The following is a 17,077-nucleotide window of genomic DNA, read 5'->3' as shown; positions in this document are numbered from 1 at the left end:
CCTTGGTTAAGATCTATCGCCACGGCAACCTGCCCGAGCCGGCGACCAGAAGCTATCTTGGCGCACAAGTGAAAACCACAGTCCGTCATGATCCGGGGCGAGCTTTGAAGACCTCCATTCACGGACAATTTGGTTTGCTATGTCTTCGTGAGGTCCTCGGTACGCCAAATCAGGCACCCATCCAGGAGCGCCTTTTATTGCTCTAACAGGAACAGCCCCTTTTTGAAGCAGAGCCATGATGCATCTGTATGCAAATAGATCAAGATCGTTTCCTTCCAAACCAAAACTATCCATACCAACTGGAATAATTTGCCACAGGCCGACAGCATCCACATCCAACTCATTTGGAAGTCGTTCTATCCAGTCACTCAATCGAATGCCAAAATACTTATCAACCGGTTCTCGAGTCATTGATGGTGAACCTTAAACCCCTTGGGATAACCTGGAATATCAATATCCAGCGTTTCCCCCGAAATGTCAGACATCCGAACCCCGACACGCCCCCCAGTTGGAAGGTCGTACCAGGTACCCTTACCGCCCGCATATGTACCAGCTATGGACGCACCGTCCAAAAGGTCTACTTTCATTGCTTCGAAGTCATGCGATGAAACGGTTCTAATGTTGGGCGTAGCGCCTTTATCGACAATTCCGATATATTCCCCGTTAGGTTTCAGAATGTCGTCAACATGCTTGAATAATAAACCTGGCCCCTGCTCCTCCGGCAGCGGCGAAGTGATAATGGTCCCACCCACCGGCCCATTATTCTCCTGCCCCGGCACCCCGCCAACGTCCGGCACGTGCCCAGATTGACCCGGCAACTGCGTGTCAGGCAAATTTCCAACACCACTACCAGGCGGTATAGCCTCAGGCGGAATGGGCTCTCCAGGCTTACCAGGCAGACCTACAGGCAATTCACCTGCCAGGAATTTAGTCACCGCCAGCAATAGCGCTTGATCTTCGTCCAACCCAGGGGTCTTCGCTATTGCCTCGGCCGCCAGCGCCGTAATCGCCGAGTATTGTGCGCGTGTAAGGGCCGTTTCATAGCACACAGGCAAACGGAGACAGGCGCTTATTGCCGGTATCCCTGCTCGCTTCAACGCAGTACCAAGCGCATTGTTCTCCGTCTCTAGTCGTCCGCTGTTTACCACCGCACTAACATCTGCCCCCAACCCGAGCGCCACCCCAGCCAACAACGAGGACACCAGGTTGTTGCGCGCCTCCTTGTCCTCCGGCGACAACGTCGAGCCGGTTTTGCCGCTCACGGCGTCCAGCAGACCGTTCACCACGGACGCTGCACCAGCCCCCAATGCGGACGCTCCGCATCCATCGCCGCGGGCAGCACCCGCCGCGCAACCCACCACCGTGTGCAACGCGGCACGGGCAGCCTGCGCCTCGGGACCGTCTCCCAACATATCGGCGTACAGCTTGACCTGCTGAGTGGTCAATCCCTGCAGGTAATTGACCGCGCTGGCCCGAGCAAAGTCGGAAACGCCGCCTGTGACATTGCCTGCCGCCCCGCCCAGGATGGCTGTGGCGACCAAACGATATTCCCCGCTTGGCCCCCACTTGGCCGCGTCAGCCAAAGAGTCGTTGATCGAGAGAATGCGCGCAGGATTGCCGCCTCCGGGTTTCTTCTTTTCATTTTCCAGTTCAAGCTCTAATGCCTTCGCCTCCTTCGCCCGATTCGTCAAAAACTGCCCCATCTGCCGCTGGGCTTCCGACGCAATCTCAAACCCCGCCTCGATCTTGTCCTTATCAAAGATCGGTTTCAGCGCATTCAAGGTATCCGACGTATCTCGGTTCAAGGACGCGATCATCTCAGCGGCCGACTTTCCGGTCAGGGCAAGCTGACCCTCGCCGTCTCGAATGATCACGGTGCCACCGCTGATAGCGCTGTGCGTAGTCGAGTTCGCGTTCCCAGACGCTGCGGCGACCACGGGCACGCCCACGGATGTTCCGTTATCACTTGTCGGTAAGCTTGTGCCGGGCACTTTGTCCGCACCGCCGGCTGCTTGCCCTTTCGAGTTTGTGCCTACGTCGCTATTCTTCGCTTCTCCTCCCCCGCTTCCGCCCCAACTGTATCCCCCGCTCAGCGCGACCTGGTCGGCCTCGTAGCTTGCCGAGTTCTTCAAGTCTTTGACGATCAACGTGCCTGTATCCAGTCGGTTCAGACCATCAACCACAGCTTGATCGCCGCTCGATATGACGCCACCGATCAACGTGGTGTTCTGGCCAACGCTCACCAGGAAGCCGCCGTCGCCCGCCTTCAGTCCCGCCTGTTGCGTAGCGGACTGGAAGTTACTGTCCATCCTGCCTTGCGAGACATTGCCGGATACTGAGCTTTTGCAGTATCCATAAATGCAGATATTGGCTTGAAGGCCGGCACTCTGCTGTTTGGCATCGTAGGTACTGATGTCCTGCAGAGTCTCGATCCGAAGATTCTTGCCGACCGAAGCGATGATCTGATCTGCGCTTCCTATTGCGCCGATCAGCGAGGTGTCGCCGCCCGATTGCAATGCCAGCACATTGCCGGCGGTCACATCTGCGTATGTCCAGTTCGTGTCTTTGCCGTCTGCGCGTCCGCGACCGCCGCCTGCACTGACGTTCAACATCACGCCGACACCATCTTGGCTGTTCGCCGAGACCCCAATGCCAACGCTGCCGCTGTAGCTTTTGTTCTTCGTATGCTGCTCAAAGGTGTTTTGCGCAGCCTGCAGCAGAATGTCGCCGTCCGCTTTGATGATGGCATTGTTGCCTGCCGACAAGCGCGATCCCGTCACAGTGACGTCGGAATCGGCAGCCGCACCCGCAGCGAGAATAGTCAGATCTCCGCCGGCCGCGATGGTAGATCCCGAAACGGAGGAAGACGCTCGATCCGTCGTGCTCTGACTCTTGCTGACGCCAAAATTGATACTGAGGCTCACACCCCCTGCGCTCTTGGGATCAGCCGCAACAGCGTCGTAGGCATTGACGGCGGCAAGGCCGGTAGTAGCCAGAGCCAGACCCTGCATTACCTTGTTGTCCGTTTTCCCCGCCGCATCTCCCATCCTTCCAGCGGTTTGCATCGCATCGACCAAGGGCGTGCTCGCATTAATGCTCAGCCCCGTCTGCTTGATCTCATGGAATTCCCGCTCCTGCGTGGTGTCAAGCGCCGCGCCGATGTTCACGTCTTTGCCGATCAGCGTGACGTCGCCCTGCCGCGCGATGACGTTGCTGCCCGTGATGTTCAGGGAGCCGCCGGCGTTGATGAGCACGTCGCCTTCGACGCTGCCGACGGTGCTGGCATTGTGGAAGACCTTCTTGCTGTCCAGCGAGTCCGTCTGCTTGCTGGAGCCATAACTGAAACCGCCCATCGCCCCGAAGCCGGACTTCTTCACCATCTTGTAGTCATAGCTGTCCTGGGCGTTCTGGCCCGGCAGGATATTGACGTCGCGCTCGGCCGACATCACGAGGTCCTTCTGCGCGCCGACGTTCGAGCCCGAGACGGTCAGGTCGCGGCCCGCCATCAGCACAGCCGTATCGCCGGTGAAGGTGGTGGCCAGGGACTGTTCCCAGTCGACGGCCGTTTTGGTGTGCGTGGTCTTCGACGACATGAAACCACTGGTCTTGTAGTGCGTTTCGTCGTACGCCGACCCGGTCTGCACGCCGGACGTCAGGTTGATGTCGCGCCCCGCCCCCACGGCAAGCTGTTGGTCCGCCGTGACTTCCGCTGCACGCGCATTGACGTCCTGCCCTGCAATCAGCGTGACGTTGCCGTCCGCCGCAATGGTCGACCCGACTTCCGTGCTGGTGGCGAGGTCATGCCGGTTCTTCTTGTTGCGCACTAGCGATTCGCCGTGGCTTTCTTCCAGCGTGGCCAGGTTGATATCCCGTCCCGCCTGCAGGCGCGCATCTTCAGTGGCGGTGATTTGCGCCGCCGTCAGGTTGATGTCGCGGCCGGCCTGCATGTTGAGGTTGCCCGCGTCCACACGCGATACCCCGGAGATGTACGAGCCCCACGTAGCGCCGTGGTTCTCGGATGCCGACGTGGAGGTCAGCGCGATGTCGCGGCCCGCGGACAGCGCGACGTTGTCGCCCTTGATCAGCGACACCAGATTGATCAGGTCTTCGCGCGCGGCCAGGTCGACAACGGAACCTTGGATCAGTCCTCCGGCCTGGTTGACGATGTTGGCCGCCGTCATGACGGTGGCGTCGCGCGCGCCGATGGTGCCGCTGTTGTTGATGTCGCCGTCGGCCGCGAGCTTGACGTCGCGGCCGGCCATGAGGGTGCCGTCGCCCTTCAGGTCGCCTTCGCGCACCAACAGGTACACCTGCGGGACCAGGACGGTCTCGGTGGTGCCGTCGGGCAGCGTGACGGTCTGCTCGACCAGCCAGACGAGGTCGGTGGTGAGCTGGCGCTGCTGCGCTTCGGTCAACGCCGCGCCCAGCTTGATGCCGTTGTTCAGCGCGAACTGGGCGCCGTTTGCGAGGAGCTGCTTGTACTGGCTGTCGTTGTCGCCGAAGCCTTCCAGGAAGCGCTGGCCGGTGGTGGCCAGGATCTGGTCGGCGACGAGCTTCTGTTCGTAGAAGCCGTCGCCCAGGCGACGGGGCTGACCGGACGGCGTGAGGAATTTTGCGCCGGCGGGGATCAGGGCGTTCAGGCCGCCGGGGTTGTTGCCCAGGCCGGCGTTGACGGAGCCGGAAGCGCCGCTGTTGCCGACGGGCGCGCCGGGCTGCTGCAGCAGGTCGAACAGGTAGTCGCTGGAGACGGTCGGGCGGTTGCCGACAAAGCGGGGGTCGGTGGCGACGACGTAGGGCGCATCGGGCGTGCCGTTGACGGCGAAGAGTTGGCTGTCCGGGATGGTGGCCGGGTTGGAGACCGTGCGCACGACGTTGCCGCCGGGCAGGCCGATGCTGGCGATGAGAACCGGGCCGGGCGCGGTGGCGCCGCTGGCGCCGGGCGCGCCGCCACTGAGCGAAACAGACAGGTTGCCGCCGGAAGTGCCCACAGGCAATTCGATGGATTCCGCGGCCAGGGTTTGCGTGTAGGCGCTGGCGTATTCCTTGCGGTCGCTGTCGCGGGCCTGGGTGACAGTGGCGGTGCCGTTGCGGACGACGACGCGCTCGCCTGCGGCGCCGATGTTGTTGATGGCGGGACCGCTGACCGACAATGTGCCGCCAGCCGCGATCTGGCTCTTGTCGTTGGTGACGGTGCCGGTAAGCGTCATGGCCCCGCCCGACAGAATCTTGGCGGGATCCGATGACACCGTGCGGGTTTCGGTGACGGTTTCTTCGACTTCGTAGTAGGTGAAAGTGCCTACGAGACGGCTGTCGAAGTCGGCGTTGAATTCGCGGATGCGCTGGTCCAGCTCGATGTGCGGAGCTCGGAATGCTGCATAGGCATCTTCGTATGCCTGGCGACGCGCTGCCTCCGCCGCGCACGCTTCCGCGCCAAAGCATTCGCGCAGCGGCGGTTGCCACACCGGCATGGGTCCGGACGGCGGGGTTACGCCAAAAACGGCCCAGACTGGCGCATCGTTGCTGTAGAAGAACGACTCAGGAACGTCCCAACAATCGCCGCCGTTGTCTCCTCCCGAACACGCAACGGTCTGGGGGGTGAAGGTGACAGGGATGGGCGCAGTCTCGCCAGCCCGGCCTTTCTTGCTCGGCACGTAATCAAACGGCGGCCCATAACGCGACGCGGGATACTTGTCCGAAGGCAACAGGAAGCGGCGCTCGGGATCGTCGTCCAACCATTCGGGAACCTTGCCGCACATGGGCGTTACCTGGTCGCAGAACCAGTTGGTTTCCATGTCGTACATGTCCGTCGACCCCTCCGGCGTCACGTACAGTTTGGGGACCGTGAGAACCGGCAACGTCTGGCTGACGAAGTTGGTGTTGACGTTCTGCAGCGACGCGGCCGAGATTGCCGCATTGCCCGCTGCTTCGATGGTGGCCGACGCGTTCAGCAGCGATACGGCCTGGCCGATGGCCTGGCCGTTCGTATCCAGCGCGCCGCCGATGCGCAGGTCGGCGCCTGCGTAGATCAGTCCATGCTCGCGATTGACGAGCGATCCGATGCCCAGATCCAGGTCGCCGCGCGATGCGATGACGGCGCCGCCGCCGGGGCCCGCGCCGTTGACCAGTTCGCCCGCGCGAATCGAGAGGCTATTGCCGTAGATGCGCCCGAAGTTGTCGACGCGGCCGGCGGTGATGTTGGTGACGCCGCCGTCGATGAGGCCCGAGTTGGTCAGGCCGTTGGTGACGTTGATGGTGTTGTTGCGCCCGGCCAGCAGCTCGCCGCTGGCCTGGTTGTTGAGCGAGGCGGCCGTGATGGTCAGGTCGCGGCCGGCGCTGACGGTGGCGCTGTTGTCCATGGCGCCGCCGACGGACATGCTCAGGTCGCGGCCGGCGGCGATGTCGCCAGTCTGGCTGAGCGAGCCCGTGTAGGTGAAGGACAGGTCCTGCGCGGATTGCAGGGCGCCCAGGCCTTGCAGGGCCTGGATCATGATGGCGAGGCGTTCGCCCGCCATCACCTTGCCCTGGCTGTTCTTGAGCAGTGCGGCGTCTATCGTCGCGTTGCGCTGGGCGGCGACTTCGCCGCCGGCGTTGTCCAGTTCCCCGGTGGCGATCGTGAGGTCCTGGCTGGCGCTGAGGGAACCTCCCTGGTTGTTGACGCGGTCGGCAACGATGGTGACCAGCTTGCCCAGCACGCCCTTGGGTGGGGCGGAAGCGGCGGTCAGCGTGGCGCTGTTGTCCAGGCTGGCGGCGTTCAGGGTCAGGGTTTCGTCGGCCTGGATGAGGCCCCCGCGGTTGTCGACGGCGCCGGCCGTGGCCAGGGTCAGGTCCCCGCCCGCCAGCGTGCCGGCGGCGTTGCCGATGCGGGCCGCTTCGATCTGCACCTTGCCGGCGGCGGCGATCAGTCCGGTGGCGTTGTCGAGTTCGCCGCCCAGTTTCAGCACGGCGTCGCCGGCGGACGTCAGTTTGCCGCCCTGGTTGCGGAGGGTGGCGGCGGAGATGCCGAGGCTGCCGCCGTGCAGCACGGCGTTGCGCGTGGCGATGTCGCCAGGCGAGGCCAGCGCGAGTTTGCCGATGGAAGACAGGTTGCCGGCGGACAGGTCCATGCCGCCCGCAGACAGGGTCATGTCCTTGCCGGCCGCGCTGACGCCAGGGTGGGTGATGAAGGCGGCGGTCAGCTTGACGCTGCCCGGCAGACTGAGCGCGCCGTCTTCGCCGACGCCCGCGATGAAGCGGCCGGCGTTGCTGAGCGCACCCGATGCGGTGGCGTTGGCGTCGCCGCCCGCCAGCACCGAACCGGTGTTGTCGAGGGTGGTTCCCGCCAGCAGCGTGGCTGCGCCTGCGGCCGACAGAATGCCGGCGTTCTGCAGCGCGCCGCCTGCCTGCAGGTCGATGGCGTCGGCGGCCTGGATGCGGGCGTCGGCAGTGGTTGTCAGATTCCGGTCGGCGATGACGGCGACGTTGCCGGCCTGCGCGGCGGCGATGCCGCCCAGCGTGGCGTCCGTGCCCGCGCGCAGCGCCAGCCCTTGCCCGGCGGCGGCCGATCCCAAGGCTTGCAGCGCGCCGCCGGCGGTGGCGGCCAGCGCCCCGCCCGCCTGCTGGTTCGATGCGGCGCCCAGGACCAGATTGCCTCGCAGCGTTTCCAGCGTCAGGTCGCCCTGCAATGCCGCGACGGTGCCGTCCACGGTCATGTCGTCGCCGGCCGTGAGCGTCTGCGTGACGCCCGCCAGCATGCTGCCTGCGGCGAGCAGCGTGCCTTGCGCCGTGGCGGCGAGCGTGCCGGCGGCTTGCGCCAGGCCCGCCGCGCCCACGGCCACGTTGCGGCTGGTCAGCGACAGGTTCGCGTCACTGGCCGCCGTGCCATCCACGCGCGCATCGCGCGCGGCGGTCAGCATCATGTCTTCCACCGAGGCGAGCGCGCCGGCGGCAACAAGATCCCGCCCGGCTTGCGCCGCCAGCGTTCCCGCAGCCTGCACTTGCCCGCCCTGCTTGATGGTCACATCGCGTCCGCCCAGCAGCAGATTGCCCGCAGCGGTGTCGCCCAGCGCGGCCGCGGTGCCGCCCAGGCGCGCATCGCCCGTGGCCGCCAGCGTCAGGCCGCCGCCCGCGACAATGACGCCGTCCGAGTCCAGGTCACCGCCGGATCGGGCGGTCAGGTTCTGCGCGGCCTGCATGCGGCCCGCTGCGCCGACGCGCAACTGCGCGCCGGCGTGTGCCGTCAGGCCGCCCGCCAGCGCCGCCACCGTGCCGTCGATGCCGAGGTTGCGCGTGGCGGACAGGCTGGCGGGCGTGCCCGCCGTCACGACGCCGGTTACGAAGAAGTCCCGCGCCGCCTGGGCCTGCAGAAAGCCCTCGGCCCCCTGCCCCATGTCCGCGGTTCCTGCCGTCCCCGCCACGCGCAGGTCCCGGCCCGCGCCCAGGAACAGCTTGCTGCTGCCTTGCGCCAGGCCGGCCTGTCCGATGGTCAGGTCCGCGCCGGCTTCGGCGCGCAGGGCGCCGTTGGCGACCGTGGTGCCATTCAGTTCGGCGTGGGTCCCCGCGGCAAGCCGGATGTCTGTTTCACCGGAGAGGGTGCCGTCCGCCAGCAGCTTGCCGCCGGCCTGCGCGTCCAGTTGCCGGCCCGCCTGCAGCACGCTGTCGCTGCCCAACGTCATGTCGCCGCCGCTGACGGCCTTGAGCGTGCCTGCGTCGGCCAGCATCGTGCCGTCCACGTGCAGGCCGTCCCGCGTGTTCACTTGCACGGATTGGCCCGCGATGAGCAGGCCCGCCAGCGATGCATTGCCCGCGGCAGCCGTCACCGAACCGTCCGCTTGCAGCCGCGACGCGGAAGCCGCAGCCAGGGCCTGGCCCGCCTGCAAGCGCAGATCGCCGGTGGCGAGCGTCTCGCCGTCCAGCGAAAGGTTGCGCGCCGCCTGCAGCGACAGGTCTTTCAGCGACGTGACCTTGCCGAAGCTTTGCAGATCGCCGCCGGCGTTCAGGCCGACGGGGCCGGCCGCGGCCACCTGCGCCTGCGCGCCCACGGACACATCGCCGCCTGCGGAGACGTTCAGGCCGCCGGACGCGGCCGAGACCGCGCCGTCGATCGCCAGCCTGCCGCCGGCCGTGAGGGCCGTCTCGCCGTTGGCGCGCAGCGCGCCGGCCAGCGCCATGTCGCCGCCGGCATTTGCGGCCACGGCGCCTTCGGCGTCCCATTGCGCGGGCGCGTCAAGGCGCAGGTTGCGCTCGGCGTCCATGGCGAGGCGGCCCGTGGCCGCGCCCTTGCCGGACACCTGGGCGTCGCGTCCCGCCATCAGCGACACGTCGCCGCGCGCGCCGACCAGGCCGCCCACGCGCAGGTCCGCGCCGGCGCGTATCGTCGCCGGTCCGCCCGACTGCAACTGGGCGGTGGCGCCCGTGGTCAGGTCCGCGCCCGCCTGCGCATGCAGCGCGCCGGCCGCCGTCACCTGCGCGGGCAGCGTCATGTCGCGCCCGGCCTTCAGGGCGATGCCGCCTTTGGCGGTCACCAGCCCGCTCGAATCGGCGCCGGCCTGCGCCGCGCCCCCGGAGGCGCCAGACGCCCCGCCGTCCGTGGCCGGACCGCCCGCGCCAGCGCCGCTTCCTGCCCCCGCGCCCCCCGACGGCGTTTCGCCGCCCGCCTCGGGCCCGGAGCCCGAGCCGCCGATGACCGGCGGCGTCGCGCCCGGCGTGGACGCATCGCCGCCGATCCGCACATGGCGTCCGGATTCCATGCGCACGTCCTGGCCGCCCATCAGCAGGGAACCGCCCAGCGTCAGGTCCTTCCCGGCCGTTACGCGAAGCGCGCCCTGGGTCTGCAGGGCGCCTTGCGCGGCGACAATCACGTCGCCAGGAGCGTCCACATCGACTGACCCGCCGGCGCCGACCGCGCCCCGGATCTGGGCGTCGCGTCCTGCCGAAAGCGCGACGCCGCCCGCAGCCTGCGCGACGCCGTCCACGGCCAGATCGCGCCCGGCCGCCAGGCGCAGATCGCGCGCCGCCTGGATGGCGGCGCTGGGCGCGATGCGCACGTCACCCGACGCGCTGACCTGCAGGTCGCCGGTCAGGGCCACCAGGTTGCCGCCCACGTTGACGCCCACGCCGGCCTCGGTGCCGATCAGCCGGATGCTGTTGGCGTACATGCCGCCCAGCGCGGCGGTGTCCAGCGCCACCTCGGGCGCCGGGCCTTCGCCCGCCTGGGCCGACGCCGCGCCGGTCGCATAATCCACGCGCGCGGCGCCCGCCGTCACGTTGAGGCGATCGGCCCAGACGCCCGCGTTGATTTCCAGGGTGCGGGCGATCAGGTCGACCTGACTGGCGCTGGTTCCGTTCAGGCCCTCGCCTTCGACGCGGATCTTGCCCGCGGCCACCTCCAGCGCGATGCTGCCGTCAGGCCCGACCTGGGGCCGTCCGGTGGTCAGGGTCGCGCGGTCCGAGTTCAGGAAGCCGCAGCCGTTGCAGGTAATGCCCGCCGGGTTCGCCACGATGACGTTGGCCCGGTTGCCCGCGACTTCCAGCGTGCCCATCAGTTGCGACGGATTGGGCGCGGTGACCTGGTTCAGGATGGTGGTGGCGCGCTGGTTGCCCAACATGACATTGCCGGCCACCTGGCCGGCAAGCTGCGTCTGGCTGGCGCCGCCGCTGTTGTTCAGCACCACGCCCGACGGGCCCACGTTGAACTGGGTGTAGCGGTTGTTGGAGACGCCTCCGGCCGAGGGCGGCGCGATGTTGACGACGGGAACGCCGTTGCTGATGCCCACGACAGGCTTCGGGCCGGACACGCCCTTGTCGACTGAAATCGGCAGGGTCTGCGCCAGCACGGGCGTCCAGACCTGCGTATAGACGAGGGACCAGACAATCAATGAACGGAGCTTGGACATCATGCGCACCTGATGAGCAACATCTGATTTAGAACTCGAACATCACGGCCATCGCGAAGACGGTGGATGCGGTTTCGAGCGATTCGGGTTTCTTCAGCGGCCAGCCGGCCGACAGGTCATAGCTGGCATTGACGTAGGGAATGGAGAAACGGCCGCGGACCCCGGCGACAGCCCCGACCAGCGTGCGGCCGGACAGGTAGGCGGCGGATGGGCCACCCACGCGTCCCACGTCCAGGCCGGCGTAGAGCTGCTGCCCGGGCAGGCCGGTCACCGCATCCAGGTTCCACGACAGGTCATTGCGCAATGTCCAGCCGTCTTCGGCGGCCAGCGTCATCTGCCCGTCGAAGCCGCGCACGGCGTAGCGGTTGCCGATGGTGAAGTAGTCGGCGGGCACGATGGCGGTCTTGGCGTGCTGGATCTGCCAGTTGGCCTGGTAGGCGAAGGGCTGGTCCGCCACCTTGAAGGGCAGGTACAGGCCGGCGTTGGCGGTGTAGAGGGTGCTGCGGCCGTTCCAGTCCGGGTCGCCGTAGACGTAGCCGGGCTGGTCGGAGAACTGCGGCAGCGTGCCCCGCACGCCACCACCGATGTCCAGCACGGCCTGGCCCACGTAGTGGCGATGCCCGACGCCGATTTCATAGCCGGTGACGTCGCGGCGCTGTACGTCGATGGAAACGTCGTTCAACGTGCTTTCTGTGCGCTTGCGCAACACGCTCACGGACAGGTTGCCTTTGTAGGCCGTGCCGCGATACGGCACGACCGATACGCCCGCCTGGATCTGCTTGGTGGTGCCGCCATAGATGATGGGATCTTCGAAGCCCGCGACAGTCTGGCGGTAGGTGGACTTGCTGGCCCCTGTGAAGAAGGTCCAGTAGCCGAAGGGAATGCTGTAGTTGATGGACGCCGCACGCGTGTGGGATTGCGCGTCGCGCCAGTGGGCGTTGTTGTTCCAGGAAACCGACAACTGGTCGTACAGGAAGAGCGGCGAGTCGAGGGTCAGCCCGGCGTTGATCTGGTACTTGCCGACGCTGTCCATGCCGCCGTTGTCGCCGCCCAGGTAGCCATGCCAGCGTTTGCCCGTTCCGGGCTTGATGAGGATGTCGGAGTCGCCCAGTTCGGGACCGGGCGCGATGTCGATGGCCGCGTCGGACTGGCTGCCCAGGCGTCGGATGTTTTCAAGCGCCTGATCCAGGTCGCGCTGGTTCAATTCGCCGCCAGGTCCCGTGGGCAGCGCGGTGCGCCACCAGCCGACGGTTCCCTCCCCCTTGACGGCCGAAATGCGGCCGGGCAGGTAGCGCAGCGTGACGGTGCCGGCCGCCAGGGACTGCTCCGGCACCACGACGCGCGCAGTGACCTGGCCATTGTCGATGAGCCGACCGATCAGGTGTTCCTGCAGGGCGCGCAACCCCTGCCCGCCCACGCACTGTCCGACGACGTCCTGGGCAGCCAGGGCCAGCTCGCGGGGAGGCGAAGCGCCTTCCCAGGCGACTTCGCGCAAAGGGAAGCAAGGGGTTTCGGTTGGAAGATCAAGCCCGCGCGCGCGCTGCGCGGGCGAGGAGGACAGCGCGTCGGGGCGCTCGGCGGCCCGGGCGCGCTGGGCATCGACTTCCTGTTCTTGCCGGCGCAGGAGTTCCGTGGCCCGAAGCACGGCGTCCGGCGCCGTCTGCGCCACTGCGGGCCCGCCGACCGCCACCGCACACAACATGACGGTCCACTGCAACGGCCAGAGCCTAGCCGCACGACAGGGCGCACCCGAACATCCGCTAAGGCGCCGCCTGCGGGGCGCTCGGTCGGCCAGCAACCCTGCTTTCGGCAATTCCCCTGCTCGAAGGCACAACCCAGTTAACTGTTTTATCTGCCTTATCTGTCTTATCTGTCTTATCTGTTCGACGACGAATCGGATTCGCTTTATTTGTTGCATGCACGCATTCTTCGGACGTTTTTTGATGGAGCTGCGTGCTGTCGCATGCCGCCCCGCGGAGCCGCTGGCTTTGTAGACGGCCGCCCACCCCGACAAAAATCAGAACAATCCGAAAATGCGCCCCACTCCGGGTTATCCCGTATGTCCCCTAAATCAACAAATCATCAATAATTCGCCAACGTTTTATCGTCGATCCGTCCTTTTGCCTGTCTGCCCCATGCCTGTATCCGTCCGGGACGCCATCGTTTCCTCTTCCCATCTGGCTTCGTCCGCGCCCGAACTGTCCGAAGTCGAATTCGGCCTGATCATCGCGTCGCACGCCTTCAATCGCTGGATGGTGCGGTGCATGGCCTGTGCGGGCCTGCCCGAGCTGACGTCGCTGGACATCCTGGTGCTCAACCACGTGTTCCACCGCGGCCGCGGCAAGAAGCTGGCGGACATCTGCTTCACGCTGAATGTCGAAGACACGCACCTCGTCAACTATTCGCTGAAGAAGCTGGAACGGCTGGGCGTGGTGCAAAGCGCCAAGACCGGCAAGGAAGTGATCTACACCACGACCGACGCTGGCGCGGCCGCGATCCAGCGTTATGCCGAAGTGCGCGAGCAATGCCTCGTCAAGCCCTTCATCGACTCCCCCGCCGCGGATGAGGCCAGCCATCAACTGGCCAATACCCTGCGCGCCCTCTCGGGCCTGTACGACCAGGCCGCCCGCGCCGCCACCTCGCTGTGAGAATCCACGTTGTCTAGCACTACTGTTTCTTCTACCGCCCCGCTGCTGTCCGTGCGGGGCGTCTCGGTCGACTTCACCACCGAGACCGGCGAGTTCCGCGCCGTCGACAACCTGGATTTCGATGTGCGGCCCGGCAGGACGCTGGCCATCGTCGGCGAGTCCGGGTCGGGCAAATCGGTGACGTCGATGGCGATCATGCGCCTGACGGACTACAGCGGCGGCCGCATCTCGACGGGACAGATCCTGTTTTGCGACGGCGAGGACCGCGAGGTGGACCTGACCCAGGCCAGCGACGAGCAGATGCGCGCGATCCGCGGCAACGACATCGCGATGATCTTCCAGGAGCCGATGACGTCGCTGAACCCGGTGTTCACCATCGGCGACCAGATCGTCGAGGCGATCATGCTGCACCAGCAGCTATCGCGTTCGGCGGCCCGCCAGGCCGCGCGCAAGCTGCTGGAGAAAGTGCGGCTGCCGGACGCCGAACAGTTGCTGGACCGCTATCCGCACCAGTTGTCGGGCGGCATGCGCCAGCGCGTGATGATCGCGATGGCGCTGTCGTGCCAGCCGCGCCTGCTGATTGCCGACGAGCCGACCACGGCGCTGGACGTGACGATCCAGGCGCAGATCCTGAACACCATCCGCGAATTGCAGCGCGACCTGGGCACGGCGGTCATTTTCATCACGCATGACATGGGCGTGGTGGCCGAGATGGCCGACGATGTGGTGGTGATGCTGCGCGGCAAGAAGGTGGAGCAAGGCAACGTCGAAGACATTTTCAAGGCGCCCAAGCATCCGTATACGCGCGCGCTGCTGGCTGCCGTGCCGCGCCTGGGCAGCCTGACGGGCCGCGACCTGCCGCTGCGCACGCCGCAGACCGTGCTGGAAGGCGAGACGCTGCGCGAAGTGGGCGAGACCCGCGAGCAGGACACGGCCCGCTACGATGAGCCCGTGCTGCGCGTCGACAAGCTGACCACGCGCTTTGACGTGGGCCACAACCTGTTCGGCCGGGTCACGCATCGCGTGCACGCCGTCGAAGAAGTGAGCTTTGACGTCTACCCCGGCGAAACACTGGCCCTGGTGGGCGAATCGGGCAGCGGCAAGTCCACCATCGGCAAGACCCTGCAGCAGCTCGTGGCGCCCACGTCTGGCGCGGTGCGCTACAACGGCCAGGACATTTTCTCGATGGACAGCGCCGGCCGCCAGCGCCTGCGCCAGGAAATCCAATACATTTTCCAGGACCCGTACGCGTCGCTGGATCCGCGCAAGACCGTGGCCTTCAGCATCGCCGAGCCGATCCGCACGCACGGTCTGCTGTCCGGCGAGGACGCGATTGCGCGGCGCGTGGGCGAATTGCTGGAGCAGGTGGGCCTGAAGCCCGAACACGCCCGGCGCTATCCGCACGAGTTCTCCGGCGGCCAGCGCCAGCGGGTGTGCATCGCGCGCGCGCTGGCCAGCAATCCCAAACTGATCATCGCGGACGAGTCCGTGTCGGCGCTGGACGTGTCGATCCAGGCGCAGATCCTGAACCTCTTGATGGATCTGCAGAAGGACCGCGGACTGTCCTATCTGTTCATCACGCACGACATGGCGGTCGTGGAGAAGGTGAGCCACCGCGTGGCGGTGCTGTACCTGGGCCAGATCGTCGAGCTGGGCACGCGCCGCCAGATCTTCGAATCGCCGCAGCATGCCTACACCCGCAAGCTGCTGGCCGCGGTGCCGGTGGCCGAACCCGGCCGCCACATCGACACGTCCCTGATCGAAGGCGAGATTCCCAGCCCGGTGCGCCGCGTCGGGGATGAGCCCGCCATCGTTCCCCTCTTTGAAGTCGCGCCCGGCCACCAGGTCGCACGCGCCGCCTGAACCCCTTTTTATCCGTCGGTCCGACCCGATTCCCCGTCCCTGGAGGCGACCATGCAGTTCCTACGCACCACTTTCACCGCCACCGCCCTGACCCTGGCGCTGGGCGCCGCGCTGCCCTTTTCGACGGCGCACGCCGCCGGCACGCTCAACGTCGCCATCAACCAGGATCCGGGAAGCTGGGATCCGATCGACACCTTCGTGACGTTCTGGGGCTCGGTCGGCAGCAACCTGTACGACGGCCTGACCATGCGCGGCGCGGACCTGAAGCTGCAGCCGGGCCTGGCCACGAGCTGGGAATACCAGGACGACAACAAGCGCCTGCGCTTCAAGCTGCGCGAAGGCGTGAAGTTCCATAACGGCGAGCCCTTCAACGCCGAGGCCGTGAAGTTCACCTTCGAGCGCCTGCTGGGCGCGGAAGGCGCCAAGGGTCCGCAGAAGTCCAACTACGACTCGATCGGCGAGGTCAAGGTGGTGGACGAGTACACGGTGGACTTCATCCTGAAGCAGCCCGATCCGGTGCTGCTCACCAAGCTGGCCGGCTACGGCGCGATGATCGTCCCGCCCAAGTACATCAAGGAAAAGGGCGAGGATTTCTTCAACACGAACCCGGTCGGCACCGGCCCGTTCAAGTTCGAGAGCTACCAGCCCAAGGTCAACGTGACGCTGGCGCGCAACGACGACTACTGGGGCGGCAAGCCCAAGCTGGACAAGGTGGTGTACCGCTTCATCGGTGAACCGGGCACGCAGGTCGCCGAGCTGCAGGCCGGCCGCATCGACATCGCCACGCTGATCCCGCTGGGCCTGATCGAAACCGTGAAGAAGTCGGGCAATGCCGATGTCATCTCGACGGGTGGTCCGGTGGCCTTCGCGCTGCGCTACAACACCAAGAACGGCATCACGCAGAGCCGCGACGTGCGCCGTGCGCTGATCATGGCGGTCGATCGCGACGCCATCGTCAAGCAGCTGCTGCTGGGCCAGGCCAAGACCATCGCCAGCTTCCAGGGTCCGCAGTCGTTCGGCTACAACCCCGAGCAAAAGCCCCTGCCCTTCAACCCCGCCGAAGCCAAGAAGCTGCTGGCCGCCGCGGGCGTGAAGCCGGGCGCCACGGTGCAGATCGACGTGCGCGGCAGCGATTCGAACTTCCGCGAAGTGGCCCAGGCCGTGTCGGGCTACCTGCAGGGCGTGGGCGTGCGCGCCACCATCAAGCCCTACGAAACCGGCGTGCTGCTCAACGACATCATCCCCGGCGGCAAGACCGGCGAGATGTGGCAGAACCAGTGGGGCGGCTGGACGTACGACTACGACAACACCGCGTACCTGATGTACCACTCGGGCCAGAAGTGGAACCCGTACGACAACGACGCCAAGCTCAATCAGATGCTGGAAGCGCAGCGTACCGTCTACGACGTGAAGAAGCGTGAAGCGATGCTGCAGGAGATCGCCGCGTACGTCGCCGACCAGGCGCTGGAGCTGCCGCTGTACAGCCTGAACACGATCGTGGGCGTGAACAAGCGCGTGAAGAACCTGGAGGTTCCGGGAGACATCCGCTTCCGCTTCGTGAACGCCAGTGTGGACTGAATCCCCCCCCGAAGCGCTGCGCGCTTCCCCCCAGGGGGCATGCCTGCGGACCGGCAAAGCCGGATCCGCGAAGGAGACGCCCCCCCCGAAGCGCTGCGCGCTTCCCCCCAGGGGGCA

Annotated in this window: 6 protein-coding genes; 3 read left to right on the top strand and 3 right to left on the bottom strand. The window is 66.3% G+C overall.

Going from position 1 to position 17,077, the window contains the following annotated elements:
* Window positions 1-6 precede the first annotated feature (6 nt).
* The 3 genes from BXA00_RS28925 to BXA00_RS20435 are packed head-to-tail and all read right to left on the bottom strand — an operon-like array spanning window position 7 to window position 12,573.
* On the bottom strand, window positions 7-411 hold the full coding sequence (locus tag BXA00_RS28925; RefSeq protein WP_076520255.1) for a hypothetical protein: 405 nt from the start codon (window positions 409-411) through the stop codon (window positions 7-9).
* Window positions 408-10,874, bottom strand: a complete 10,467-nt coding sequence (locus tag BXA00_RS20440; RefSeq protein WP_076520254.1) for a hemagglutinin repeat-containing protein — start codon at window positions 10,872-10,874, stop codon at window positions 408-410. The genes BXA00_RS28925 and BXA00_RS20440 overlap by 4 nt, the downstream gene beginning before the upstream one ends.
* Before the next feature lie 25 nt (window positions 10,875-10,899).
* Entirely contained in the window at window positions 10,900-12,573 is a 1,674-nt protein-coding gene (locus tag BXA00_RS20435) for a ShlB/FhaC/HecB family hemolysin secretion/activation protein (protein WP_076522033.1), read from the bottom strand.
* A gap of 433 nt (window positions 12,574-13,006) precedes the next feature.
* Between BXA00_RS20435 and BXA00_RS20430 the strand changes: the two genes are divergently transcribed.
* From BXA00_RS20430 to BXA00_RS20420, 3 genes are read left to right on the top strand one after another with little or no spacing between them, the layout of a single operon-like run.
* Window positions 13,007-13,519, top strand: a complete 513-nt coding sequence (locus BXA00_RS20430; RefSeq protein WP_063641272.1) for a winged helix DNA-binding protein — start codon at window positions 13,007-13,009, stop codon at window positions 13,517-13,519.
* A 9-nt stretch (window positions 13,520-13,528) separates the two neighbouring features.
* Window positions 13,529-15,382: a dipeptide ABC transporter ATP-binding protein gene (locus BXA00_RS20425; RefSeq protein ID WP_076520253.1), complete on the top strand. Its 1,854-nt coding sequence runs from the start codon at window positions 13,529-13,531 to the stop codon at window positions 15,380-15,382.
* Window positions 15,383-15,433: 51 nt separating this feature from the next.
* Complete coding sequence (locus BXA00_RS20420; RefSeq protein WP_076520252.1) at window positions 15,434-16,960, top strand: ABC transporter substrate-binding protein; 1,527 nt, start codon at window positions 15,434-15,436, stop codon at window positions 16,958-16,960.
* Window positions 16,961-17,077 lie beyond the last annotated feature (117 nt).

It is taken from the genome of Achromobacter sp. MFA1 R4 (genome assembly GCF_900156745.1).
Classification (GTDB): Bacteria; Pseudomonadota; Gammaproteobacteria; order Burkholderiales; family Burkholderiaceae_B; genus Achromobacter.
This window is presented reverse-complemented; position numbering and strand designations above follow the sequence as displayed.